The 25539-nt window shown below is 62.3% G+C and carries 18 protein-coding genes and 1 rRNA gene; 12 read left to right on the plus strand and 7 right to left on the minus strand.

The genetic code is table 11. From position 1 onward, the window contains the following. The 8 genes from rrf to PG898_RS20015 form a co-directional block, all read left to right on the plus strand. A 5S ribosomal RNA gene (rrf, locus tag PG898_RS21380) occupies nt 1-83 on the plus strand; the annotation flags it as partial. A gap of 155 nt (nt 84-238) precedes the next feature. Beyond that, complete coding sequence (ebgR, locus tag PG898_RS19985; RefSeq protein WP_270824923.1) at nt 239-1204, plus strand: transcriptional regulator EbgR; 966 nt, start codon at nt 239-241, stop codon at nt 1202-1204. A gap of 320 nt (nt 1205-1524) precedes the next feature. Beyond that, entirely contained in the window at nt 1525-4599 is a 3075-nt protein-coding gene (gene ebgA, locus PG898_RS19990) for a beta-galactosidase subunit alpha (protein WP_270824924.1), read from the plus strand. Next, a complete protein-coding gene (locus tag PG898_RS19995; protein ID WP_270824925.1) occupies nt 4596-5051 on the plus strand; it encodes a beta-galactosidase subunit beta in 456 nt (151 codons plus the stop codon). The genes ebgA and PG898_RS19995 overlap by 4 nt, the downstream gene beginning before the upstream one ends. A 103-nt stretch (nt 5052-5154) precedes the next feature. Next, nucleotides 5155-6600 (plus strand): amino acid permease, encoded by a 1446-nt coding sequence (locus PG898_RS20000; RefSeq protein ID WP_270824926.1) that lies wholly within the window; start codon nt 5155-5157, stop codon nt 6598-6600. Between the two features lie 113 nt (nt 6601-6713). Continuing rightward, nucleotides 6714-7052, plus strand: a complete 339-nt coding sequence (locus PG898_RS20005) for a tRNA-binding protein (protein ID WP_041217234.1) — start codon at nt 6714-6716, stop codon at nt 7050-7052. A gap of 165 nt (nt 7053-7217) precedes the next feature. Continuing rightward, entirely contained in the window at nt 7218-8654 is a 1437-nt protein-coding gene (locus PG898_RS20010; RefSeq protein WP_270824927.1) for an amino acid permease, read from the plus strand. A 211-nt stretch (nt 8655-8865) separates the two neighbouring features. Further along, complete coding sequence (locus PG898_RS20015; RefSeq protein WP_270824928.1) at nt 8866-9837, plus strand: bile acid:sodium symporter family protein; 972 nt, start codon at nt 8866-8868, stop codon at nt 9835-9837. A gap of 57 nt (nt 9838-9894) precedes the next feature. On the opposite strand, the gene ovoA is transcribed toward PG898_RS20015, so the two are convergent. Beyond that, a complete protein-coding gene (gene ovoA, locus PG898_RS20020; RefSeq protein WP_420885090.1) occupies nt 9895-12078 on the minus strand; it encodes a 5-histidylcysteine sulfoxide synthase in 2184 nt (727 codons plus the stop codon). Nucleotides 12079-12386: 308 nt separating this feature from the next. Here ovoA and PG898_RS20025 point away from each other — a divergent pair, with 308 nt between their 5' ends. Continuing rightward, complete coding sequence (locus PG898_RS20025; protein WP_270824930.1) at nt 12387-13109, plus strand: head GIN domain-containing protein; 723 nt, start codon at nt 12387-12389, stop codon at nt 13107-13109. Between the two features lie 81 nt (nt 13110-13190). On the opposite strand, the gene fghA is transcribed toward PG898_RS20025, so the two are convergent. Both fghA and PG898_RS20035 read right to left on the minus strand, forming a co-directional pair. Next, on the minus strand, nt 13191-14045 hold the full coding sequence (gene fghA / locus PG898_RS20030) for an S-formylglutathione hydrolase (RefSeq protein WP_263684922.1): 855 nt from the start codon (nt 14043-14045) through the stop codon (nt 13191-13193). 52 nt (nt 14046-14097) lie between these two features. Continuing rightward, nucleotides 14098-15225 carry an S-(hydroxymethyl)glutathione dehydrogenase/class III alcohol dehydrogenase gene (locus tag PG898_RS20035; protein WP_270824931.1) on the minus strand — a complete coding sequence of 376 codons (1128 nt, stop codon included), beginning with the start codon at nt 15223-15225 and terminating at the stop codon, nt 14098-14100. 119 nt (nt 15226-15344) lie between these two features. On the opposite strand from PG898_RS20035, the gene PG898_RS20040 reads away from it, so the two are divergent. Together PG898_RS20040 and PG898_RS20045 are read left to right on the plus strand one after the other, a co-directional pair. Further along, entirely contained in the window at nt 15345-16250 is a 906-nt protein-coding gene (locus tag PG898_RS20040) for a LysR substrate-binding domain-containing protein (RefSeq protein ID WP_161506745.1), read from the plus strand. Nucleotides 16251-16661: 411 nt separating this feature from the next. Then, complete coding sequence (locus tag PG898_RS20045; RefSeq protein ID WP_270824932.1) at nt 16662-17843, plus strand: M28 family metallopeptidase; 1182 nt, start codon at nt 16662-16664, stop codon at nt 17841-17843. A 77-nt stretch (nt 17844-17920) separates the two neighbouring features. Here the strand turns inward: PG898_RS20045 and PG898_RS20050 are convergent, their stop codons facing one another. The 4 genes from PG898_RS20050 to PG898_RS20065 form a co-directional block, all read right to left on the minus strand. Continuing rightward, complete coding sequence (locus PG898_RS20050; protein ID WP_025325295.1) at nt 17921-18886, minus strand: ABC transporter permease; 966 nt, start codon at nt 18884-18886, stop codon at nt 17921-17923. A gap of 2 nt (nt 18887-18888) precedes the next feature. Continuing rightward, on the minus strand, nt 18889-20007 hold the full coding sequence (locus tag PG898_RS20055) for an ABC transporter permease (RefSeq protein WP_041206642.1): 1119 nt from the start codon (nt 20005-20007) through the stop codon (nt 18889-18891). Between the two features lie 82 nt (nt 20008-20089). Next, entirely contained in the window at nt 20090-21667 is a 1578-nt protein-coding gene (locus tag PG898_RS20060; protein WP_161506747.1) for an ABC transporter ATP-binding protein, read from the minus strand. Between the two features lie 97 nt (nt 21668-21764). Beyond that, nucleotides 21765-22763, minus strand: a complete 999-nt coding sequence (locus tag PG898_RS20065; RefSeq protein ID WP_161506748.1) for a BMP family lipoprotein — start codon at nt 22761-22763, stop codon at nt 21765-21767. Nucleotides 22764-23172: 409 nt separating this feature from the next. Here PG898_RS20065 and uvrD point away from each other — a divergent pair, with 409 nt between their 5' ends. Continuing rightward, nucleotides 23173-25344 (plus strand): DNA helicase II, encoded by a 2172-nt coding sequence (gene uvrD / locus PG898_RS20070; RefSeq protein WP_161506749.1) that lies wholly within the window; start codon nt 23173-23175, stop codon nt 25342-25344. Nucleotides 25345-25539: the final 195 nt, after the last annotated feature.

Consider the following 25539-nt stretch of genomic DNA (forward strand, 5'->3'; position numbering starts at 1 on the left):
TCCCATGCCGAACTCAGAAGTGAAACGCGGTAGCGCCGATGGTAGTGTGGCATTCGCCATGCGAGAGTAGGACACTGTCAGGCACCTATTTAGAAGAGGCCTCCCATTCGGGAGGCCTTTTTGCTTTGGGATTTTTTCGATGCAGTCCGGCTTCTTTTAGTAAAAATGCTGGGCTGTCAGCGGCTTGCCCGTTACTCTTGGTCAGGTATTGTCGGGAGTCATCGCCAGAGGAGTATGCATGGCCACGTTGAAGGAAATTGCACAGGAGGCGGGGGTGTCCCAGGCCACTGTGTCGCGGGTGCTCAATGAAGATCCGACGCTGAGCGTCAAGGAAGAGACCAGGCAGAAGATCTTCGAGATTGCCGAGCGGCTGGAGTACAAGACCAGTAGCGCCCGCAAGGGGGTGCACAAGAGCAAGCTGCACTTTCTGGCGGTCTATGCCTACCCCCAGAGCACAGAGGTCAATGACCCCTACTATCTCGCCATTCGCTACGGCATCGAGACCCAGTGCGCCCGCTTCAACATAGAGCTGACCCATTTCTACAACGGCGCCGAGGGGCGTGAGCTCTCCGCCGTCGACGGCATCCTGGTTATCGGCCACCTGCCTGAGGAGCGCCTGGCAGCGCTCCACTCTCTCTCTGCCCAGCTGGTGTTCGTGGATTGCCGCTCCCAGGGGGAATTTGACTCCGTGGATGTGGATCTGGCGCTCATCAGCCAGCAGGTGGTGGACTTCTTCATCGCCCAGGGGCATGGCCGCATCGGCTATATAGGGGGTCAGGATGAGGCGCCGGATCTCCGTGAACTGGCCTTCCTCGACTACGGTCAGCGGCTGGGGGTGGTGCAGGAGAGCGATCTCTATCGCGGGGACTTCTCCAGCGCCTCCGGCTACCGACTGGCAAAAGAGATGCTGGCAGGGGACTGGCCCAAGGCGCTGTTCGTCGCCTCCGACTCCATCGCCATTGGGGTGCTGCGGGCCATCCACGAGAGGGGGCTGGCGATTCCCCAGCAGATTGAGCTGATCAGCGTCAACGACATTCCGACCGCCAAGTTCACCTTCCCGCCGCTCTCCACGGTGCGGATCCACTCCGAGTTGATGGGCTCCCAGGGGGTCAATCTGCTGGTCGAACGGCTGCGTGACGAACGTGATATTCCTCTTCGGATACTGGTGCCGAGCCGCCTGACCCTGCGTGGCACTACTCGTTGATTTTAGTAAAATAAATTCTGTTTTAGTCGCGTCATCTTGCGGTGGCGCGGCCTCATCCCTTCATAACCCTCTCTCTTATTTCTACTGATAAATTCATAATGCATTGTTTTACGGTGGTTTCAGCCATTTTTTGGCTGCATTTATCAACATCCATGCTATCACTACCTGCTTTATCCTCTTTTATCATCCGATTCTGATCTCGCTCACAAAACCATCCAGCCATTGTGATCAGGTTAAAACTTTACCGATCCAAAACTGATATTTAGTAAATGTTTATCTAAAGTTTACCCAGTTAACGTTGCCTTGTTCCGGGAGGACATGTGAATAACTGGGAAAACGTCCAATTCGTTGGTGAAAACAGGCTGGCTCCGCGTGCCTACTTCTTCTCTTATGCCGACCACGCGCTGGCGGCCACCATGCAGCGCGAGCTGAGCCGCCGTTTTCTGGGCCTTAGCGGTCAGTGGCAGTTCCACTACTTCGACCACCCCCTGCAGGTGCCGGAGGCCTTTTACCACAGCCCCATGCGCGAGTGGGGCCAGATCACCGTGCCCAACATGTGGCAGATGGAAGGGCATGGCAATCTGCAGTACACCGACGAAGGTTTTCCCTTCCCCATCGACGTGCCCTTCGTGCCGACCAACAACCCCACCGGCGCCTATCAGCGCAGCTTCACGCTGAGCCCGGCCTGGGATGGCGAGCAGGTGATCATCAAGTTTGACGGGGTAGAGACCTACTTCGAGGTCTATGTGAACGGCCACTACGTCGGCTTCAGCAAGGGCAGCCGCCTCACCGCCGAGTTCGATATCAGCGCCTACGCCAAGGTTGGCGAGAACCTGCTGTCGGTGCGGGTGATGCAGTGGGCCGACTCCACTTACATCGAAGATCAGGACATGTGGTGGATGGCGGGGATCTTCCGTGACGTCTATCTGGTGGGCAAACCGGCCGCCCATGTGCAGGACTTCTTCATCCGTATCGCTCTGGCCGATGACAATCAAAGCGCTACCCTGAGCTGCGATATCCAGCTGGAAAATCTGGGTGCGGCTGCCCGTGATCATCGTCTGGTCTGGTCGCTGCTGGATCAGGGCAGCGAGATCGCCAGCGGCTCGCTCGACCATCTCGCCATTGACGGCAAGTGTGATTGCCGCTTCACGCTGGATCTGGCCAACCCCCATCTGTGGAACGCCGAAGATCCTTACCTCTATCAGCTGCAACTCTCCCTCTACAACGGTCAGGGCGAGCTGCTGGAAGTGATCCCGCAGCGGGTCGGGGTGCGTGAAATCAAGGTCAAAGATGGCCTCTTTTACGTCAACGGCCACTACCTCAAGCTGCACGGGGTGAACCGTCACGACAACGACCACCTCAAGAGCCGCGCGGTCGGCATGGACCGTGTTGAACGAGATATTGTGCTGATGAAGCAGCACAACCTCAACTCGGTACGCACCGCCCACTACCCGAACGATCCGCGCTTCTACGAGCTGTGCGACCAGTACGGCCTGTTCGTGATGGCGGAGACCGACGTGGAGACCCACGGTTTTGCCAACGTCGGCGATCTCAGCCGCATCACTGACGACCCCTTCTGGGAGCCGGTGTTTGTGGATCGCATCGAGCGCCACGTGCACGCCCAGAAGAACCACCCCTCCATCATCATCTGGTCGCTCGGCAACGAGTCCGGCTACGGCTGCAACATCAGAGCCATGTACCAGCGCTGCAAGGCGATCGACCCGACCCGGCTGGTGCACTACGAAGAGGATCGCGATGCCGAGGTGGTGGATGTGGTGAGCACCATGTATTCGCGCGTCTCCCAGATGAACTGCTTCGGCGAGTTCCCGATGGAGAAGCCGCGCATTATCTGCGAATACGCCCACGCCATGGGTAATGGCCCGGGTGGCCTCAGTGAGTACCAGCAGGTGTTCGACCGTCATCCTCACATTCAGGGCCACTACATCTGGGAGTGGTGCGATCACGGCATTCTGGATCAGGACGAGCAGGGGCGCGCCGTTTACAAGTACGGCGGCGACTACGGTGACTACCCCAACAACTACAACTTCTGCATGGATGGTCTCATCTATCCGGATCAGACCCCGGGGCCGGGCCTGCGCGAATACAAGCAGGTGATCTGCCCGGTCAAGGTGCGGGCGCTGGATCTGGCGAGCGGCAAGCTGGCGGTGGAAAACCGCTACTGGTTCTCCAATCTCGACGATATCCGCCTGCTGGTCGAGGTGAAGGCCGAGGGCGAACTGCTGGCCAGCCAGCAAATCCGGCTGGAAGGGGTGGCTCCCGGTGCCACCACTGAGCTGCAGCTCGAACTGCCTGCGCTCGATGGGCGGGAAACCTTCGTCCAGCTGCGGGTCATCAAGGCCACGGCGACCCGCTACAGCGCGGCGGAGCACGAGCTGGGTCAGTACCAGTTCCAGCTGAAGGCATCGACTCGTCAGCTGCAGCCCTTTGCCAATCCCAACGCCACTGCGCTGAAGATTGCCGACGAGCGGCTTGTGCTGACCTTGAGCGGCAGCGGCTTTGCCCTGCGCTTCTCGCGCCTCGACGGCAAGCTGGTGAGCTGGCAGCAGGACGGTATCGAGCTCATCGAGCGCTCGCCGCGCCTCACCTTCTTCAAGCCGATGATCGACAACCACAAGCAGGAGTACGAGAGCCTGTGGCACCCCAACCACCTGCAGATCATGCAGGAGCACTTCCGCACCCTGAGCTGGCGTCAGCTGGGTGATGCGGTCGAGGTGACGGTCGAGAGCCTGATCGCGCCGCCGGTGTTCGACTTCGGCATGCGCTGCCGCTACGTCTACACCCTGAGCCCGAACGGCCAGCTGCACGTGGCACTGTCCGGTCAGCCTTACGGCGGTTATGACGACATCATCCCCAAGATCGGCTTCGAGCTGGGCATTCGTCAGGATCTCGACCGGGTGCACTACTACGGCATGGGGCCGGGTGAAAACTATCAGGACAGCCGCCAGAGCAACTGGATCGACAGCTTCAACAGCACGGTGGGGGAGATGTGGGAGCACTACCCCTTCCCGCAGGACAACGGCAACCGCCAGCAGGTGCGCTGGGCGACCCTGACCAACCGCCACGGCGCCGGTCTCTACGTGCGACCCGATGCCCCCATCAACCTGAGCGTCTGGCCCTACAGCTGGGAGCATATCCACGCGGCGCAGCACATCAACGAGCTGGAGCCGAGCGGTTATCTCACCCTCAATCTGGATCACAAGGTGCTGGGGCTGGGTTCCAATTCCTGGGGCTCCGAGGTGCTGGACTCCTGGCGGGTGCGCTTCGAGCCGTTCAGCTTCGGCCTGACCCTGCTGCCCATCGCCCGTGGCAACCTCAATCCGGCTGCGCTGGCCGGGCTCGATCTCACCATCAACGGCGGGAGGAACCTCGCATGATCACCTTAGGCAACCTGACCCTGTTCAAAAACATCTACCGGGAGGGCAAGAAGTGGGGCCGCTGCGTGGAGGCCATTAACAACCTGCCGAACCTCAAGCCCGGCATCTGCCACTCCATCGGTGACTCCCTCACCTACCGCTTGCAGGAGGGGGCCAGCCCGGCCACCTCACTGTTCGAGGGGCAGCGCCGCTACTTCGACGTCCACTACTACCTGGAAGGGGAAGAGACTGTGGAGTGGGCTGCCAAGGATGAGCTGCGGGTCGAGCAGGCCTATGACGACACCACCGACCGCGAGTGGCTGGTCGGTGAGGTGCGTGAGCGCCAGAAAGTCGGCAACGGTCAGGTGGTGATCTTCGAGAACGACGAGGCCTACCGCTTCGTCGGCGACGGGCCGGTGCGCAAGCTGATCATCAAGGTCACCGTCGAAGGCGGCTACTTCAAAAACAAATAACAAGCCGCTGGTTCTGCACTGATAAAAGCCGGAAGGGCGGGGCTCACCCTACAACCCATGCCCCGCCCTTTCGCGGAAATAACTACAGGTCTGGAGATGCACCATGTCTGATTCCAAACGGAATACGATAGGCAAGTTTGGTCTGCTGTCGCTCACCTTCGCGGCGGTATTCAGCTTCAACAACGTCATCAACAACAACATCGAGATCGGTCTGGCCTCGGCCCCGATGTTCTTTCTGGCCACCCTTTTTTACTTCATTCCGTTCTGTCTGATCATTGCGGAGTTCGTATCACTGAACAAAAACTCCGAAGCGGGGGTGTATGCCTGGGTGAAGAGCTCCCTCGGCGGTCGCTGGGCCTTTATCTCCGCCTACACCTACTGGTTCGTGAACCTGTTCTTCTTCACCTCCTTGTTGCCGCGGGTCATCGCCTACGCCTCCTATGCCTTCCTCGGCTATGAGTACATTTTCACCCCGCTGGCGACCACTTTCTTAAGCATGGTGTTGTTTGCCTTTGCCACCTATGTCTCCACCAATGGCGCCAAGCTGCTGGGCCCCATCACCTCGGTGACCTCGTCTCTGATGCTGCTGCTGACCCTCTCCTACATTCTGCTGGCAGGTGTGGCGTTAGTCGGTGGTGTACAACCGGCTGACCCCATCACGGTCGAAGCCATGGTCCCCGATTTCAGCTGGGCCTTCCTCGGCATCACCACCTGGATCTTTATGGCAGCCGGTGGCGCCGAGTCGGTGGCGGTCTACGTCAATGACGTGAAAGGGGGCTCCAAATCCTTCGTGAAAGTGATCATCGTCGCCGGGCTCTTCATTGGTGTGCTCTACTCCATCGCCTCCCTGCTGATCAACGTCTTTGTCCATAGCGACACCCTGAAATTTACCGGTGGTTCGGTGCAGGTGTTCGAAGGGCTGGCGGCCCATTTCGGTCTGCCCACCGTGCTGATGAACCGCTTCGTGGGTCTGGTCTCCTTTACCGCCATGTTCGGCTCCCTGCTGATGTGGACGGCGACCCCGGTGAAGATCTTCTTCTCCGAGATCCCGGCCGGCATTTTCGGCAAGAAGACCGTCGAGCTGAACGAGAACGGCGTGCCTGCCCGTGCGGCCTGGATCCAGTACCTCATCGTGCTGCCGCTGATGGTGATCCCGACCCTGGGTTCCAACACCGCGCAGGATCTGATGAACACCGTCATCAACATGACCGCAGCTGCCTCCATGCTGCCGCCGCTGTTCATCATGCTGGCCTACCTCAATCTGCGGCTGAAGCTCGACCACCTGCCACGGGATTTCAAGATGGGCTCACGCACTACCGGCATCGCCGTGGTCTCGGTGCTGATCGCCATTTTCTCGGTGGGCTTCCTCGCCTCCACCTTCCCGACCGGCGCCGACATCATGACCATCATCTTCTACAACGTCGGCGGGATCGTGATTTTCCTCGGCTTCGCCTGGTGGAAATACAACCGCTACGAAGCCTCCCTGAGTGCTGACGCGCGCGCGAAAGAGGCCCAGCCGACCAGCCAGATTTCCGTCCGGGCATCTTGACGATAACTCTGACCAGACCGGCCCCCGTGGCCAGGAGAGATCAACCGGGTGGCTGCGGCCACCCGTTACCCGTTGCACCATTGAGCACAAGAACCGAACACAAGGAGAAAGGAATGAGCGAGACGATCGAGTTTGCCGAATTCAAACGGGTCGAGATGAAGGTGGGCAAGGTGCTGGAGGTGGTGCGCCACCCCGGGGCCGACAAACTCTACATCGTTCAGATCGACGTAGGCGGTGAGCGGCCACTGCAGACCGTCACCAGTCTGGTGCCCTACTACAGCGAAGATGAGCTGATGGGCAGCGAGGTGGTGGTGCTGACCAACCTCAAGCCGACCAAGATGCGCGGCGAGCGATCCGAGTGCATGTTGCTCTGCGCCGAGACCCCGGATGAGAGCCAGAGCGTGCTGCTGCAACCCCGGGTGCCGATGGCGCCGGGCACCCCCATCGTCTGACTGAGATTGCGAGCCGGTGCGGGAGACTGCACCGGTTCAGCAACGAGGCCGTCCAAGCGGCCCGATCATAACAAGAGAGTAAAGCGCGGGGCCGACAGACCCTTGCCGAACACATCACAGAGTCACAGCGTTACCCGCAGGGAGCGCGAGTCCATTGGAGGAGATATGTCTGATTCCGTACGCGGCACCATCGGCAAGTTTGCCCTGTTGTCGATGACCTTTGCCGCCGTGTTCAACGTGCGCAACATCGTCAACAACAACATAGAGCTGGGGCTCAGCTCAGCCCCCATCTTCCTGCTGGCGACCCTCGTCTATTTCATTCCGTTCGTCTTCATCATCGCCGAGTTCGTCTCGGCCAACAAAAACTCCGAGTCGGGGATGTACGACTGGCTCAAGAAACCCCTCGGCACCCGTATGGCCTATCTGGGCTCCTTCCTCTACTGGTTTGTGAACCTGTTCTGGTTTGTCTCATTGCTGCCCAACGTCATCGCCTACGCCTCCTACGCCATGCTGGGGTATGAATACAGCTTCTCGCCAACCGTCACCTCGATCATCTCCATAGCGCTGTTTGCGGCGGCGACCCACATCTCCACCAAGGGGGCGAGCTGGCTCGGCAAGATTGCCGAACTGGTGGCCTACGGCGTCTTCGCCCTGTTCGCCATCTATGTACTGGGCGCCCTGATGGCCCTCGGCGGCGACCATGTGGCGGCCCAGCCCATCACCCTGGAGGCCATGACCCCCACCGTCAACTGGGCGACGCTCGGCATCATGTGCTGGATCTTCCAGGCGGCCGGTGGCGCCGAGACGGCGGCGGCCTACCTCAATGACGTCAAGGGCGGCCAGAAGTCCTTCATCAAGGTGATCATCATCGCCGGTGTGGTCATAGGTGCCATGTATGCGCTGGGCTCCCTGCTGGTGAACGTCTTCGTGCCGCGAGAGAGCCTCACCTATGCCGGCGGCATGGTGGAGATCTTCACTGGCATGGCCCAGTACTTCGGGCTCTCCGAGACCCTGGTGGGCCGTGCGGTCGGGGTGGTGCTCTTCATCGCCATGTTCGGCTCCATGATGATGTGGACCTCGGCGCCGGTGAAGATCCATTTCTCCGAGATCCCCCAGGGTGTCTACGGCGACAAGACCACCCGGCTCAACGAGCACGGGGTGCCGGTACGCGCCGCCTGGTGGCAGTTTGCTTTCGTGTTCGTGATGCTGGTGGTCAACGGTTTTGGCTCCGAGTCTGTGCAGCAGATGATGAACACCGCCATCAACCTCACCGCCGGTACCGCCATGCTGCCGCCGATCTTCATCATGGTGGCTTACTTCGTGTTCCGCTGGAAACACGACGACACCCCCCGCGAGTTCCGCATGGGATCGCGCACCTTCGGCATGGCGGTGGTCTCGGTGCTGATCGCCATCTTCGTGGTGAGCATGAGCGCCTCCGCCTTCCCGGCCGGGGTGGATCTGGTGCGCGCCTTCTTCATCAACGTGTTCATGACCGCGGTCTTCTCGGCGCTGGCCTACTGGTGGATCTCCCGCTTCGAGAAGCGCCAGGCCCGCAAGCAGGCAACCGGCGGAGCTGGCGGCAAGCTGGCCAAGCAGAGTTGAAGCGCAAGGCTGGCCGGATCCGGTGGCCAGCCCGGCTTGCTTAATTTCCGGCAGATAAAGGGGCGTCGCTCAACTTTGCGCCTCCCGCTTATCGGGGTAAGCTGGGGATTCGTTTCAACAGGAGCTGTGCCACAGCTCCTGTTGTGTTTCCTGTCGTCCCCGATCACCGGCCCCGCGAGGGGACGGAATCTGCTTTCACCGGAGACCGCTCGTGCGTCTGGATCCCTTTACCTGTGTGCTTATTCTGGTGGTCACCCTGGCCTCCCTCTTTCCCTGCGAGGGGCAGGTTGCCGTCTGGTTTGGTCTGTTGACCAAGCTGGCGGTGGCACTCTTGTTCTTCATGCACGGCGCCAAGCTGTCGCGCCAGAACCTGCTGGCGGGGCTGGGTCACTGGCGGCTGCATCTGGTGGTGATGGCCAGCACCTTCCTGCTGTTCCCGCTGCTGGGACTGCTGCTTACCCCGCTGGTGCCGCAATGGCTGAGCCCGGCCATCTATCTCGGTTTCCTCTATCTGTGCGCCTTGCCCGCCACAGTGCAGTCGGCCATCGCCTTCACCTCCATGGCGGGGGGCAATGTGTCGGCGGCCGTGTGCAGCGCCTCTGCCTCCAGCATCCTCGGTATCTTCCTCTCCCCCGTGCTGGTGGGGCTGATGATCAATGTACAAGGGGAGGGGGTCGACACCTGGCACTCCATCCAGGCCATCATGGTGCAACTGATGCTGCCGTTCGTGGTGGGTCATCTGTCGCGGCCCTTGATCGGCCGCTGGGTCGACAGCCATAGGCCGCTCATCGGCAAGCTGGATCAGAGCTCCATCCTGCTGGTGGTCTATGTGGCCTTCAGCGAGGCCGTGGTACAGGGGATCTGGCATCAAGTCGGTTGGTACGATCTGGCCAGCATAGTGCTGCTCAGCTGCGTGCTGCTGGCACTGGTGCTGGCTTGGAACGTCTGGATCAGCCGCCGGCTCGGCTTCAACAAGGCGGACGAGATCACCATAGTCTTCTGCGGATCCAAGAAGAGTCTGGCCAATGGTGTGCCCATGGCCAACGTCATGTTTCCCGCTGCCAGCGTCGGTGTCATGGTGCTGCCGCTGATGATCTTCCACCAGATCCAGCTGATGGTCTGCGCCGTGCTGGCCCGCCGCTACCGCGAGCAGGAGGCTCTGCCCCAGGTCCAGGAGGGGTAAGACGCCCGGATAAAAGAGAGGGAGGCCATGGGCCTCCCTCTTTCGTTTGCAGCGTAGTCAGCGTTTGCGCCAGACGGTGAGCTGGGCCACCGTGTGCTGGTGCTTGCGGGCTGTCTCGCGGATCACGAAGGGCACGTCTCTGGGCGGGCAGTGCTCCTCGAACTCCTCCGCCAGTAGCCGTTGCAGTGCCTGATAGGTGCTGAGCGCCTCGCCATTTTCACGGATGCCGCCGAGCCAGTTCGCCTTGGGGGTGTAGTCGGTCAGCCAGGTGTAGGGGCTGGTGAGCACCAGCAGGCCGCCGCTGCGCAGTCTGGGGGCAATGTCCCGCAGGAAGCGGGCGGGCTCCCGCAGCCGGTCGATCAGGTTGGAGGCGAGCACCAGATCGTAGTGCTCGTACCTGGGCTTGAGATTGCAGGCATCCCCCTGGCTGAAGTGGACCCGATCGGCCTGTTCGCGACCGAGATCATGGCGGGAGAGGCGCGCCTCACAATACTCCACCAGATCCCCCTCCAGGGGCAGGGCGTAGCGGAAGCTATCCTGGCTCGCCAGCGCGAGCGCCACGTCGATGAAACGGGCCGAGTAGTCCACTCCGTCCACGTGCTGGAAGTGGCGGGCCAGCTCGAAGCTGGCGCGGCCGGTGGCGCAGCCGATGTCCAGCGCGCGCTGGTGGTTGCTGCACAGCTCGCTGGCGAGGCTGGCCAGGGTGCTGGCGTAGTTGGCTACCCCGAAGTGGGTCGGGCCGTACTGGAAGTCGAGGTATTGCGCCACGAGCGCGTCGGTTTCATAAGGATTCACGATAACGGGTTCCTGATAACGGGAGACCAGATAGCGGAAGCCCGCATGCTGGAAGAAGTGGCGGCGGAAGGCGTAGCGGGAGGACTTGAGCGCCTCGTTGCCTGTGCTGATCCAGCTGCCGCCCTTGATGAGGGTGTGCTTGCCATCGAAGGTGGGGGTGGAGAAGTCGTCGTAGAGCGGATGCACCTCGAACCCCTCGAAGCCGTCGATGGCGGTGCTGGTCCACTGCCAGACGTTGCCCACCAGATCGAAGAAGCTGCCCTGCGGAAAGGTATCCACAGGACAGGAAGAGGCGAAGCGGGCCAGGTTGATATTGCCGGGGGCCTCCAGCCAGTCCGGTTGATCCCCGGGCACCTGCTCGCGCAGCAGCGCCCACTCTCCCTCGCTCGGCAGCTGGATGGGCAGCCCGGTCTGGGCCGCTTTCCAGCGGCAGAAGGCGGCAGCTTCCAGCTGGTTCACCTCCACCGGCCAGTCCCAGGGCAGGGCAACCTGCTCGGTCATCAGCCGCAGTTGCAGTTGCTCGGGTTCGAGGAGGTCGCCGACCCAGAAGCTGGGCATGCGCGCCCTGGCATACTGGCACCAGCCCCAGCCCTCGTCGTCCCACCAGGCCCGTGTCTGGTAGCCACCCGCCTGCACGAATTCGAAGTACTCGGCGTTGCTTACCAGCATGCGGCTAGCCTGGAAGGGGGCCAGCTCGATGTGGCGCTCGCCATATTCGTTGTCCCAGCCGTAGGTGGCATCCTGTTTGCCGAGCCGTACCCTGCCCCCCGCCACCGGCAGCAAGCCGTTGGTGGGTACCTCGTCACGCCGATGGCGTGCCTCGGTACAGGCGGGCCAATAAGGTTGTGGCTGCACCCAGGGCAGCGGCAACTGGCGGATCAGCACGCTGGAGGTCTCCAGGTGGATGCGCTCATGCTCTATGCCCATCAGGATGACCCAGGCCGGGCTCTGCCAGTCGATGGGCAGGGTGAGCGGCATCCGCCGGATGAAGTCGCAAACCAGCGTGCGGACTTTGGCCCGATAACTGCGCAATTCGGTGACCTTGGGCCAGTCGTAGTGGGTCTCGTCGAGATCGTCCCAACTCATCTCGTCCACGCCGATGGCGACCATGGCCTCGATGCGGGGATCGAGACGGCTGTCGATGAGGCGCGCCGCCAGCAGCTTGTTGACGAAGAAGGCGGCGGTGTGGCCGTAGTAGAAGATGAGGGGGTGGCGCAGGGGGATCGCCTTGTTGAACCAGGCCCGCTCATCGGCCAGGCAGTCAAACAGGCTGTCGTAGAGATCGAAGGTCTGACAGAAGTAGTCGAGCAGCTCGTGACGTTTGTGCTCGGGATCGTCGCCGTCGAGCCGCAGGGTACGGGTCGGGGCTGGCAGGCCGCCTGGGCTGGCGAATGGGTGGCTGACTTGGGTCACGCTCTGACTCCTTGTAGGCAGTGACAAATGCATCGGTGGAGAGCTCTATACGCACAAGGTATCACTATTGGCTCAACAGACCGGGGCGGCAACCAAAAACTTCCTCTCCCGGCTGTGGGCAACCCTGTCAGCAGGCAGGATCCCCCCGTTCGGGCATGGTGAGTTTGACCAACATATGGTCTGAATGGCTCTCAAAGATGAAGGGTGTAGTGAACATGAAATATGATTTTCGGTTGAAAATCATAGTCTTGGTTCTATGGCATGTGGTTTGCAATTGCCCCTTCACCAGGCTGCGCGGACCAAGGGGTCGCGTTTGCCAACACACAACGAGGAGAGTGGCGATGAAATGGATGATGGGAGCCGTGCTGGCCCTGGGGCTGGGTGGTTGCAGCTGGCAGGACGACGTCAAGGTGAGCGGGGCCGGGGCCCTGGTGGAGCAGCAGCACCCCCTGGGCCGGGAGGTGACCCGGGTACTGGCCGGAGTGCCTGCCAATATCCAGCTGGTGGCAGGGGAGGCGCGCGGCATTCACATCCGGGGGCAGGGGAACCTGTTGCCCTACCTGACGCTGAGCGAGGAAGACGACAAGCTGGAGATAGAGGTGAAGGAGGGTTATCGGCTGGCCCCCAGCGAGCCGCTGGAGATCACCATCACCCTGCCCGAGCTCCATGAGCTGGCGCTGGCGGGCACCGGCAATGGCGAGTTGCATGACTTCAAGGGGAATGAACTGGTGCTGTCGGTGGCAGGCACGGGTGATATCGTCGCCAGCGGGCTGGTGCTGAACCGGCTGGAGGGCAACATCGCCGGTCTGGGCAATCTGGATCTGGGGGAGGGCTCGGTCAGGGCCATGGAGCTGAACATCGCGGGCTCGGGGGGCGTGCTGGGGGCTCGGCTCCTGAGCCAGGAGGCCGAGGTCAATATCGCGGGCAGCGGCGAGGTGGAACTCAGGGTGCAGGAGCGGCTCAAGATAGAGATCGCCGGCGCCGGCTCGGTCAGCTACTGGGGGGATCCCGAGCTCAAGAGCGAGATTGCGGGCTCGGGTCAGGTGAGCCGGTTGGGGAGCTGAGCTCCTGCGATGAAAACCAGCAATAGAAGAAAGGCCCCGCAGGGCCTTTTTTGATGTGTTTTGGCAGGCCTGTGGTTCGCATCACTCCCGGGCCGGGTCGCCGAGGTGGCTGGCGTGAAAGCGCAGGTGCGCCTCGATGAAGCTCGCCACGAAGTAGTAGCTGTGGTCATAGCCGGCATGGCGGTGGAGCTCGAGGGGCCAGGCCTTGGCGGCCGCTATCTCGGCCAGGGCATCGATGCCGAGCTGTTCCGCCAGGAAGGGATCGTCCAGCCCCACTTCTACCAGCGTTGGCAGGGGCTGGCAGTCGTGGTGGCGCAGCAACTGGCAGGCATCCCACTCCTGCCACAGCAATGGGTTGTTGCCGAGATAGGCACCGAGCGCCTTCTGGCCCCAGGGGGCGCGGCTCGGGTGGCTGATCGGGCTGAAGGCCGACACCGAGCGGTAGCGGCCGGGCTCGCGCAATGCGGCGATGAGCGCACCGTGGCCCCCCATGGAGTGGCCGCTGATGGCGCGTCTCGTCGAGACCGGGAAGTGGGTCTCGATGAGCTCGGGCAGCTCCCGGGTGACGTAGTCATACATCTGGTAGTGCGCCCGCCAGGGGTGCTGGGTGGCGTTGACATAGAAGCCGGCCCCCATGCCGAGATCGTAACCGGGGTCGTCCGGTACCCCCTCGCCGCGCGGACTGGTGTCCGGCGCCACCAGGGCGATGCCGAGCTCGGCGGCGATGCGCTGGGCCCCCGCCTTCTGCATGAAGTTCTCGTCGGTGCAGGTGAGGCCGGAGAGCCAGTAGAGCACGGGCACTTTCTGGCCGGTGAGTGCCTGGGGCGGCAGATAGATGGCGAAGCGCATCTCGCAGTCGAGTACGGTGGAGCGGTGGCGGTACTGCTTGTGCCAGCCACCGAAGCTCTTGTTGCTGCTGATGATGTCCAGATTCATCGACGAACTCCTCTGCCCCGCACATTCATCGATGGGCGGGGCTCTCATGGGATCAGTAGTGGATGACGGTGCGGATGCTCTTGCCTTCGTGCATCAGGTCGAACGCCTCGTTGATCTGCTCAAGCCCCATGGTGTGGGTGATGAAGTCGTCCAGCTTGAACTCACCCTGCATGTAGCGCTCCACATAACTCGGCAGTTCGCTGCGACCGCGCACCCCGCCGAAGGCGCTGCCGCGCCAGACCCGGCCTGTGACCAGCTGGAACGGACGTGTGCTGATCTCCTGGCCGGCACCGGCCACGCCGATGATGACGGATTCGCCCCAGCCCTTGTGGCAGCACTCCAGCGCCGCGCGCATCACCTTGACGTTGCCGATGCACTCGAAGGAGAAGTCGACGCCGCCGTCGGTCATCTCGACGATCACCTCCTGGATGGGCTTGTCGTAATCGTTCGGGTTGATGCAGTCGGTGGCGCCCAGCTTGCGGGCCAGCTCGAACTTGCTCTCGTTGATGTCGATGGCGATGATGCGGCCGGCCTTAGCGAGACGCGCGCCTATGACGGCGGAGAGGCCTATGCCCCCCAGCCCGAAGATGGCGACGCTCTCACCCTCCTTCACCTTGGCGGTGTTCATCACGGCGCCGATGCCGGTGGTGACGCCACAGCCCAGCAGGCAGACCTCTTCCAGCGGGGCGGCCGGGTCCACCTTGGCGATGGAGATCTCTGGCAGCACTGTGTATTCGCTGAAGGTGGAGGTGCCCATGTAGTGATAGATGGGCTGGCCATCTTTCGAGAAGCGAGTGGTACCGTCCGGCATCAGCCCCTTGCCCTGGGTGGCGCGGATCTTCTGGCACAGGTTGGTCTTGCCGGACTTGCAGAACTTGCACTCGCCGCACTCGGGGGTGTAGAGCGGGATCACGTGATCGCCGACCTTGACGCTGGTGACGCCCTCGCCGACGGACTCGACGATGCCACCCCCCTCATGGCCCAGGATGCAGGGGAAGACCCCTTCCGGATCTTCCCCTGAGAGGGTGAAGGCATCGGTGTGGCAGACGCCGGTGGCGACGATCCGCACCCGCACCTCGCCAGCCTGGGGTGGCATGACCTCGACCTCTTCGATGGAGAGGGGCTGACCCGGTCCCCAGGCGATGGCGGCTTTACACTTGATGCTCTGAACCTGTGCCATGAATGATGTCCTCGTGGTTGTGTGGGTGAACGGAAATGAGTTCGGACATTCAGTGTAGTTTCCCGCCGATTTGGTGATAATAAGGCTAAATATCAAATCACTTTTACACACAGGTAATAATGTTCGGCTGGGAAGGGGTCTGTGAATTTGTCAGCGTGGCGGAGCAGGGGGGCTTTACCCCGGCGGCGCGCAAGCTGGGGGTGTCGGTGGCGCAGGTCAGCCGCCAGGTGGCGCAGCTGGAAGACAGGTTGCAGGCCAAGCTGCTGCTGCGCACCACCCGTCAGGTGCGGCTCACCGAGCTCGGGGAGATCTACTTTCGCCACTGTCGCCAGTTGCTGGACAACCTCTACGAGGCGGAGCTGGCACTGGGGCGCCATCAGGCGGTGCCACAAGGGTCGCTGCGTATCACGGCCCCCGTCTCCTACGGCGAGAGTCGCATAGCCCCCCTGGTGAACGACTTCATGGTGCGCTTCCCCCAGCTGGAGGTGACCCTCAACCTCACCAACCAGTTGCTGGATCTGGTGCACGAGGGGTTCGATCTGGCGATCCGTCTCGGCCACCTCAAGGACTCGACCCTGGTGGCCCGCAAGCTGGCCCAGCGGGTGCCCTATGTGTGTGCCTCCCCCGCCTATACCGCCCGTCACGGCATCCCCAACAGCCTCTCGGAGCTGGCCCGTCACACCTGTCTGGTGGGCAACGGCGACGAGTGGCACTTCACCCTGGACGGTCGTCCCCACAGCGTGCGGGTGCGCGGCCTGCTCCACTGCAACAGCGGCCACGCCCTGCTGGACGCGGCGCTCAAGGGGATCGGCATCATCCAGCTGCCGGACTACTACGTGAGCGACCACCTCGCCCGGGGGGATCTCATCGAACTGTTGCCGGAGCTGCGGGCGCCAGAGGAGGGGATCTGGGCCCTCTATCCCCACAATCGCCACCTCTCCCCCAAGGTGCGGCTGCTGGTGGACTACCTCGCCGAACGGCTCAGCGATCCCGCCCAGCCGGCGCTGGTGCGCCCCATAGGCTGACGCCCGGATGACAACACGCGCCTCATAAAAAAAGGCGCTGTCTCCATTGGGTATTGGAAGGCCAGTCCTGAAGCAGTTCATCGCTGCAAGGGGCGTCATCATGGATGCCCCCTCGGCTATCCGCGCCGATATGGCACAGTTTGGCTCCCTTTGTCAGCCCCCCAGCCTGGGCTGTCATCGTCCTGTCCGGCGGGCACGCCCTGTGGAACCCCCTCGCCAGCACAAAGCTCCGTCCGCTCCCCTGATACCGGCGCAGTAGACAGCAGATCCTGCAGCGGCCCCCACCGGACGGGGGGACGGCCGCACCAGACGGGTAAATTCGCCGGTCAGCCTCCTTGGCTAGACTGGACCGGTCGTCTTATGACACCCATTTGGCACATTTGCCCGCCACTCTATCTGGAAGGATCCGATATGAAACCCTTGTTGACCGCCCTCTTGCTCCCCCTGCTGCCCCTCGCCGCACAGGCCGCCGAACCCGTCTGGATCACGGTCGGTGCTGACAGCGGTGTTGAACTCAAGCAGGTCAAGGCCAGGCTGGCCCCCCTGTTCAGCGCCAGCGGTGCCCCTATCCAGCTGGCCCAGGTCGAGGCGAGCGAGCTTGGCACCCTCTCCCACCTGATGCACGAAGGGCACCAGCGCTGCGGCGGTTATGTGGTGCACAGCACCCTGGCCGACGCCCTGCAGAGCATGGCCCAGCCCATCAGCCAGAACCTGTTCAGCGCCCCGCCGCTGACCCAAGGGGCCAGCGTCAGCCGGCTGCTGCCCCATCTGGATCAGGGCAAGATAGTCGGCACCATCAGCCAGCTCTCGAGCTGGCGCAACCGCTACTACACCACCACCACAGGGGTGCAGTCGGCGGACTGGGTCGCCGGCCAGTGGCAGAGTCTGAGCGCGACCCTGCCCTGGGCCAGCGTCAGCCGGGTCAAGCACAGTGGCTATCCGCAGCAATCCGTGGTGCTGACCCTCAAGGGCAGCCGCTACCCGGACGAAGTGGTGGTACTCGGCGGTCACCTCGACTCCACCGCTGGATCCGCACCCAACAGCCGCACCCTGGCACCGGGCGCCGACGATGACGCCTCCGGCATCGCTACCCTGACCGAGGTGCTGAGGGTCATCGCCGAGCAGGGTCGCCAGCCGGAGCGCACCCTGCAGTTCATCGGCTATGCGGCGGAAGAGGTGGGGCTGCGCGGCTCCAAAGATATCGCCACCCGCTACAAGGCGGCCAATACCAAGGTGCTGGCGGCGCTGCAACTGGACATGACCAACTACCAGGGCTCGGCGGAAGACATCGTCTTCATGACCGACTACACCGACCAGGGGCTGACCGGCTATCTGGCCCAGCTGCTGGACGCCTATCTGCCCCAGATCCGCTACGGCTACGACAGCTGCGGTTACGGCTGCTCGGATCACGCCTCCTGGCACAATCAGGGTTACCCGGCCGCCATGCCGTTCGAGTTGCGCTTCAACGACTACAACCCCAAGATCCACACCGCCCAGGACACCTTGCAGAACTCGGATCCCTCGGCCGCCCACGCCCTCAAGTTCGCCCAGCTGGCCACCAGCTTCGCCATCGAGATGGGCAAGATAAACTGAGGCGCCAAGGAGGATGAGGCACACAAAAAAAGGCCCACATTCGTGGGCCTTCTTGCATTTTTGGTATGGGCGGAACGCTATTCCCGCTCCTTGACGTAGGGGGTGCCGAGCGCCTTGGGCGCCACCGCCTTGCCGATGAAGCCGGCGAGCAGGAAGACCGTCAGTATGTAGGGCAGTGCCTCTATGGCCTGCACCGGGATCGGGAAGTCGCCTATGCTGACCCCCTGCAACCGGATGGCGACAGCGTCGAGGAAGCCGAACAGCAGGCAGGCCGCCATGGCGTTCCAGGGGCGCCACTTGCCGAACACCAGGGCCGCCAGCGCCATGAAGCCCTTGCCCGCGCTCATGTTGGGGATGAACTGGGCGGTCTGGGCCACCGCCAGATAGGTGCCCCCGATCCCCGCCAGCAGGCCGCCGATGATAAGCGCCGTGTAGCGCATCCGCACCACGGAGATACCGGCTGTATCCACCGCAGCCGGTGCCTCGCCCACCGCCCGCAGCCGCAGGCCGAAGCGGGTGCGGAACAGCACCCACCAGGCCAGGGGCACGGCGGCGAAGGCCACGTACTCCAGCAGGGAGTGACCGCTCAGCAGCTCGCTGTAGAGCTGGCCGATGACGGGCACGTCATAGAGCTCCTTGGCGAAGGGCAGGTCGATGGGGGCGAAGCGGGCATCGCCGGAGAGTGCAGGGGTCTGACCCCCCTGATCGAACCAGTAACGGCCCAGGGTGACGGTCAGACCGGCCGCCAGTATGTTGATGGCCATGCCGCTCACCACCTGATCACCGCGGTGGGTGATGGTGGCGAAGCCATGCAGCAGGGCGAACAGGATGGAAACCCCCACCCCGGCACCCAGCCCAATCCAGGCGGAGCCAGAGACGGCGGCCGCGGCCGCACTGGCGAAGGCCGCCGCCAGCAACTTGCCTTCCAGGGCGATGTTGACCACCCCGGAGCGCTCGCAGAACATCCCTGCCATGGCCGCCAGAATAAGCGGCGGCGCGGTACGTATGGTCGCATCCAGCATTAGGATCAGCATTTCGAACATGATCAGACTCCCTTCACTTGTGCGGTTGAGCGGTTGGCAAACGCCAGGTAGGCCTGCTCGATGCGCGGACGCAGCATGTGCTCGAGGGCGCCGCAGAACAGGATCACCAGACCCTGCAACACCACCACTATGTTGCGATCCACCCCGAACTCGAAGCTGAGCTCGGCGCCCCCCTGATAGAGGAAGCCGAACAGCAGGCTGGCGATGATGACGCCGACCGGGTGGTTGCGACCCATCAGGGCCACCGCTATGCCGGTGAAGCCGAAGCCTTCCACGAAGTTGAGCTTGATCTGGTGCAGCTCACCCTGCAGCACGTTGAGGGCGAAGAAGCCCGCCAGCATGCCGGAGATCACCATGGCCAGGATCACCACCTTGGGGTAGGAGATGCCTGCATAGGCGGAGGCGCTCTGGCTGGCGCCGACCGAGCGGATCTCGTAGCCCCAGCGGGTATGCCAGATGAAGACCCACACCAGGGCTGCACAGATCAGCGCCCAGACGAAGCTGATATTGAGGGGGCTGTTCGGCATCTCCACACCGAACCCGGCGGCCAGCTCGCTCATCTTCGGCAGCCAGCTCGCCACGGCGAACACCTTGCTCTCTGTGGCCATGGATCCTGGCGGCTTGAAGACGTCGACCAGCAGGTAGGCCATCAGGGAGGCGGCGATGAAGTTGAACATGATGGTGGTGATGACGATGTGGCTGCCCCGCTTGGCTTGCAGCCAGGCCGGGATGAAGGCCCAGGCCGCACCGAACAGGCCACCGGCTATGATGGCGAGCGGCAACAGCAGGGCGAACGGCAGCACATCCCCGAGCAGCAGACAGACCAGCCCCACACCCAGGCCGCCGATATAGGCCTGGCCCTCACCGCCGATGTTGAACAGGCCGGCGTGGAAGGCCACCGCTACCGCCAGACCGGTGAAGATGAAGCCGGTGGCGTAGTAGAGGGTAAAGCCTATGCCCTCGCCGGTGCCAAAGGCGCCGTACCACATGATCTCGGCGGCATCGACCGGGTTGATGTCGAGGTAGTAGAACAGGATGGCCGACACCAGGAAGGCCAGCAGGATATTGACCGCGGGCAGCACGCCCACGGAGATCCAGGCAGGAATACGTACTTGGCTCATCAGTGGGCCTCCTTGGCAATCTCGTCAGGCACTGGTGTGTTGACCATCATCAGACCCCATGTTTCACGGCAGGATACCTGGTTCATGATGCGGCTCCTTCGGGTTGGCTTGCCGCCACCTCGTCGGGAACGATATTTGCCATCATCAGACCTATGGTGCGCTCATCCGCCTTGGCGCCGTCCAGCTCGCCGACGATGCGGCCATCGGCGATGACCAGGATACGGTCAGAGAGGCTCATGATCTCGTCGAGCTCCACCGACACCAGCAGCACCGCCTTGCCCTTGTCGCGCATGGCGATGATCTGCTGGTGGATGTATTCGATGGCGCCGATGTCGACGCCCCGGGTCGGCTGGCCGACCAGCAGCACATCCGGGTCCTGCTCCACTTCCCGGGCGATCACCAGCTTCTGCTGGTTGCCGCCGGAGAAGTTCGCGGTCTTGTGCTCCGGGCTCGGCGGGCGCACGTCCCACTTCTCCATCTTGGCCTGGCAATCCTGACGGATCGCCTCCTTGTCCTGCAGCCAGCCCTTGTTGTATTGCGGGCGGCGGTGATAACCGAGGATGAAGGCCTCTTTCGCCTCGAAGCGATTGATGAGCCCCATCTTGTGGCGGTCTTCCGGAATGTGGCCGAGGCCGAAGTTGCGCACCCGCTCCGGATCGGCCGGATGGCTCAGGCTCACCTCGTGGCTCTGGGCGCCGGCGATGGTGAAGCTGCCCTTGCTGGGCTTGAGGATGCCGCCGAGCAGGCTGAGCAGCTCGGACTGGCCGTTGCCGGAGACCCCGGCGATGCCGACCACTTCCCCGGCGCGCACCGCGAAGCTGACGGACTTGACCCGCTCCACCCCGGCGTCATCGACGTAAGAGAGGCCATCGACCTTGAGCTTGGCCTCGCCCGGCTGGGCGGTGCCCTTGTCGACCTTGAGGCGCACCTTGCGGCCTACCATCAGCTCGGCGAGCTGCTCCTTGTCGGTGTCTTTGGTGGCGACGTGGGCCACCATCTCCCCCCGGCGCATGATGGAGACCTGATCCGTGATGGCCAGGATCTCCCGCAGCTTATGGGTGATGAGGATGATGGTCGCGCCCTGATCCCGCAGCTTTTTCAGCACCTCGAACAGGTGATCCGCCTCTTGCGGGGTCAGCACCCCGGTGGGCTCGTCGAGGATCAGGATGCGGGCGCCGCGATAGAGCGCCTTGAGGATCTCGACCCGCTGTTGCAGGCCCACCGGCAGATCCTCGACTTTCTCGTGCAGCGGCACCTCGAGACCATAGTCCCGGGCCAGCTCGCCGAGCAGTTTCTCGGCCGCCGCCAGGCTCTTGCCCAGGTGCCAGCCGTTTTCCGCGCCGAGGATGACGTTCTCCAGCACGGTGAAGTTGTTCACCAGCATGAAGTGCTGGTGCACCATGCCCACGCCTGCGGCAATCGCATCTTGGGAGCCATGGGGTTTGAAGGGGTTACCGTCGATCAGCATCTCGCCTCTGTCGGCGTGGTAGAAACCGTAGATGATGCTCATCAGGGTCGACTTGCCGGCGCCATTTTCGCCGACGATGCCGTGAATGCTGCCTTTACGAACCTGAAGGTCGATCTGCTTGTTGGCGTAAACCTCGCCAAAGCGCTTATCGATACCTCTTAATTCGATGGCATAGCGATCTGTCTGGTCCATGATGCAGTCCTTGCGGGTCATGAAGTAGAGACTAAAAACCGGCCCGTGCGGGCCGGTCTGGGTTGAGAGTCGTAGCAGAGACTCAGTACTCGCAGTATCAGTACTTACAGGAGTTGTCGCTCATGTAGTCGTGCACCTTGATCTTGCCGGCGATGATGTCGGCCTTGATGGCGTCAACCTTGGCTTTCATATCCGGGGTGATCAGCTTCTCGTTGTCTTTGTCGAGTGCCCAATCCACCCCGCCTTCGGCCAGACCCAGGGTCTGGATGCCCGGCTTCCAGCTGCCCTTGGCTGCCTCATCCCAGGACTTGTACGCGGCCAGGCCAACATCCTTGACCATGGAGGTCAGCATGGTGCCAGGTTGCAGGTGGTTCTGGTTGGAATCCACGCCGATGGCCAGCTTGCCTTCGTCCTTGGCAGCCTGATAGACACCGATACCGGTACCGCCGGCGGCGGCATAGACAACGTCGGCGCCCTTGGCGAACTGGGACTTGGCGAGCTCGGCACCCTTGGCCGGGTCAGCAAAAGCCGCCGGGGTGGAGCCGGTCATGTTCTGGTACACGTCGATCTTCGGATTGATGTACTTGGCGCCCTGCTCGTAGCCGCACTGGAACTTGCGGATCAGCGGGATGTCCATGCCGCCCACGAAGCCGACCTTGCCGCTCTTGGAGGCGATGGCTGCCAGGGCACCCACCAGGAAGGAGCCTTCATGCTCCTTGAAGATGAGGGACTGGACGTTCGGCTTGTCGACCACCATGTCGATGATGGTGAACTGAGTTTTCGGGAACTCGGTGGCGACTTTCTCTACCGCGGAACCCATGTTGAAGCCGACGGCGACGATGGGGCTGTTGCCACGGCTGGCCAGACGGCGCAGACCCTGCTCACGCTGGGCTTCGTTCTGGGGCTCGAACTCCTTGACCTTGACGCCTTTGTCCTTGTTGTAGACTTCGACGCCGTTGCGGAACACGGCTTCGTTGAAGGACTTGTCGAATTTGCCAGCGGTGTCATAGATGACGGCGGGCTCGGAGGCTGCCTGGGCAGAAAGGGCAGCGAGGGTGAGGGCGGCCACGGTGGCCAGCTTGAGCACTTTAGTCACGATCGTATCCTTGATTGTTATGTGAGGGTCCACAACCTGTCTTGGCAGGTCATAAAGCACGCTGGCTAACTGTAAGTGAGCCAGCCTGTGGGTCAAGGGGATCATAGAGGAAAAACGTTTGCGTTAACGGTTTGAAATATAAGCAAATTGCTTTATAAGTGTTTGTTTTTAGGTTTGTTTGCAGAGTTAAATGCTGTGATTAATAGGCGCCAAACGACATTTGTGTTTCTATTCATGAGGTTATGCGCAAGCGTTTTCCTCTTTCGATGAAAAAAGTGGTTTCTATCGGCACCAAATCCAGCGGCCAGAGCGCTTCTGTCGGCAGGGGAGAGCCGGTGTCGCACCTCGACTTGGTCTCTGACGCCTCAGGCCGTATAATCCCCGCCTGTATAAATAAACAGGAGTGGTGATGGACGTTTCAACCCTGCTCGACGGGCTCAACGACAAGCAAAGAGACGCGGTGGCGGCCCCTCGCAGCAATCTGCTGGTGCTGGCGGGCGCCGGCTCGGGCAAGACCCGGGTGCTGGTGCACCGTATCGCCTGGCTGATGCAGGTGGAGCGTTGCTCACCCTTCTCCATCATCGCCGTGACCTTTACCAACAAGGCGGCGGCCGAGATGCGCGGCCGGGTCGAGAAAGTGATAGGGGACGGCGTGCGCGGCATGTGGATAGGCACCTTCCACGGCATCGCCCACCGGCTGCTGCGGGCTCACCATCTGGATGCGGGCTTGCCCCAGGATTTCCAGATCCTCGACTCCGACGACCAGTACCGTCTCATTCGCCGGGTGCTCAAGGCGCTCAACCTCGACGAAAAGCACTGGGCCCCGCGCGCCGTGATGGGCTACATCAACGGCAAGAAAGACGAAGGCTTGCGCCCCGGCGACATCGATCTCTACGGCGACCCCGTTACCCGCACCTATCAGCAGATCTACAAGACCTATCAGGAGACCTGCGATCGCTCCGGGCTGGTGGACTTTGCAGAACTCCTGCTGCGCGCCCACGAGCTGTGGCTGAACAAGCCCCACATCCTCGAGCACTACCGTGACCGCTTCCAGAACATATTGGTGGACGAGTTTCAGGATACCAACGGCATCCAGTACGCCTGGCTGCGGATGCTGGCTGGCGACACTGGCCGGGTGATGATAGTCGGCGACGATGACCAGTCCATCTACGGCTGGCGCGGTGCCAAGATAGAGAACATCCAGCGCTTCCTGACCGACTATGAGGGGGCGCAGACCATACGCCTCGAGCAGAACTACCGCTCCACCGCCAATATCCTGAAAGCCGCCAACAGCGTCATCGCCAACAACTCGGAACGCCTCGGCAAGGAGCTGTGGACCGAAGGGGCCGAGGGGGAGCCGATTTCGCTCTACGCCGCCTTCAACGAGGTGGACGAGGCCCGCTTCGTGGTGGGCCGCCTCAAGGATTGGAAAGAGAAAGGCGGCTTGCTCGCCGACTGCGCCATCCTCTATCGCTCCAACGCCCAGTCACGGGTGCTGGAAGAGGCGCTGATGCAGGACGCCATGCCGTACCGCATCTACGGCGGCCTGCGCTTCTTCGAGCGCCAGGAGATCAAAGACGCCATGGCCTACCTGCGCCTCATCAACAACAGAGGCGACGACGCCAGCTTCGAGCGGGTGGTCAACACCCCGACCCGCGGCATAGGCGAGCGCACCCTGGAGATACTGCGCAACAACGCCCGGGATCAGGGCCAGAACCTGTGGCAGTCGGCCAAGACCTTGCTCAATGACAAGGTGCTGACCGGTCGCGCCGGCAATGCGGTGCGCGGCTTTGTCGAACTCATCGACGCGCTGGAGGAGCAGGTCTCCATGCTGCCCCTGCACCAGCAGGCAGATATCGCCATCCAGCACTCCGGCCTCAAGGCGATGTATCTGGCGGAAAAAGGCGAGAAATCCCAGGCGCGGGTAGAGAACCTGGACGAACTGGTCACCGCCTGCCGCCAGTACCAGCGGCCGGACGAGCTGGAAGACATGAGCGATCTCTCCGCCTTCCTCGCCCACGCGGCGCTGGAATCCGGCGAGAATCAGGCGGACGAATATGCCGACGCGGTGCAGCTGATGACACTGCACAGCGCCAAGGGGTTGGAATATCCCCTGGTGCTGCTGGTCGGCGTGGAGGAGGGCATGTTCCCCAGCCAGCAATCCACCGAGGAGTCGGGACGGCTGGAGGAGGAGCGGCGCCTCTGTTACGTCGGCATGACCCGCGCCATGGAGAAGCTCTACATCTGTTATGCGGAGAGCCGCCGCATCTACGGCCGCGAGATGTTCCACAAGCCGAGTCGCTTTATCCGCGAGATGCCCGCCGAGTGTCTGGAAGAGATCCGGCTGCGCACCCAAGTGAGCCGCCCCACCCAGTACGGTCGCTTCAGCCAGAACGAGGTGCAGCAAAGCTTCGACGCCAGCGGCATCAAGCTCGGCCAGCGGGTGCTCCATCCAAAATTCGGGGAAGGTATAGTGCTGAACTTTGAAGGGGTCGGCCAGCAGAGCCGGGTGCAGATCCAGTTCGACGACGTCGGCGCCAAGTGGCTCGTCACCGCCTACGCCAGATTGGAGGCGCTGTAATCCCCTCACCCTAGCCCTCTCCCAACGGGAGAGGGGATCATCCCCGAGATAGTCTTTGCCTCCTTCTCCCATGGCGGGAGAGGGGATCATCCCCGAGATAGTCTTTGCTCCCTTCTTCCCTAGGGAAGGTGCGAACAAGTCCCTGATATGAGATCATGTTTGTCATCTGGAGCCATGGAACAGGGTTCATCATGA

The sequence above is a fragment of the Aeromonas sp. QDB31 genome, assembly GCF_027707605.1.
GTDB classification, from domain to species: domain Bacteria; phylum Pseudomonadota; class Gammaproteobacteria; order Enterobacterales; family Aeromonadaceae; genus Aeromonas; species Aeromonas media.

Bases quoted from the DNA above. Each gene is read 5' to 3' on its own strand.
- PG898_RS20040 (WP_161506745.1), top strand. From the start codon at position 15,345: ATGTTCGGCTGGGAAGGGGTCTGTGAATTTGTCAGCGTGGCGGAGCAG.
- PG898_RS19995 (WP_270824925.1), top strand. From the start codon at position 4,596: ATGATCACCTTAGGCAACCTGACCCTGTTCAAAAACATCTACCGGGAG.
- PG898_RS20010 (WP_270824927.1), top strand. From the start codon at position 7,218: ATGTCTGATTCCGTACGCGGCACCATCGGCAAGTTTGCCCTGTTGTCG.
- PG898_RS20025 (WP_270824930.1), top strand. From the start codon at position 12,387: ATGAAATGGATGATGGGAGCCGTGCTGGCCCTGGGGCTGGGTGGTTGC.
- ovoA (WP_420885090.1), bottom strand. From the start codon at position 12,078: ATGCATTTGTCACTGCCTACAAGGAGTCAGAGCGTGACCCAAGTCAGC.
- PG898_RS20035 (WP_270824931.1), bottom strand. From the start codon at position 15,225: ATGGCACAGGTTCAGAGCATCAAGTGTAAAGCCGCCATCGCCTGGGGA.
- PG898_RS20005 (WP_041217234.1), top strand. From the start codon at position 6,714: ATGAGCGAGACGATCGAGTTTGCCGAATTCAAACGGGTCGAGATGAAG.
- PG898_RS20060 (WP_161506747.1), bottom strand. From the start codon at position 21,667: ATGGACCAGACAGATCGCTATGCCATCGAATTAAGAGGTATCGATAAG.
- PG898_RS20050 (WP_025325295.1), bottom strand. From the start codon at position 18,886: ATGTTCGAAATGCTGATCCTAATGCTGGATGCGACCATACGTACCGCG.
- fghA (WP_263684922.1), bottom strand. From the start codon at position 14,045: ATGAATCTGGACATCATCAGCAGCAACAAGAGCTTCGGTGGCTGGCAC.
- ebgR (WP_270824923.1), top strand. From the start codon at position 239: ATGGCCACGTTGAAGGAAATTGCACAGGAGGCGGGGGTGTCCCAGGCC.
- uvrD (WP_161506749.1), top strand. From the start codon at position 23,173: ATGGACGTTTCAACCCTGCTCGACGGGCTCAACGACAAGCAAAGAGAC.
- PG898_RS20045 (WP_270824932.1), top strand. From the start codon at position 16,662: ATGAAACCCTTGTTGACCGCCCTCTTGCTCCCCCTGCTGCCCCTCGCC.
- PG898_RS20000 (WP_270824926.1), top strand. From the start codon at position 5,155: ATGTCTGATTCCAAACGGAATACGATAGGCAAGTTTGGTCTGCTGTCG.
- PG898_RS20055 (WP_041206642.1), bottom strand. From the start codon at position 20,007: ATGAGCCAAGTACGTATTCCTGCCTGGATCTCCGTGGGCGTGCTGCCC.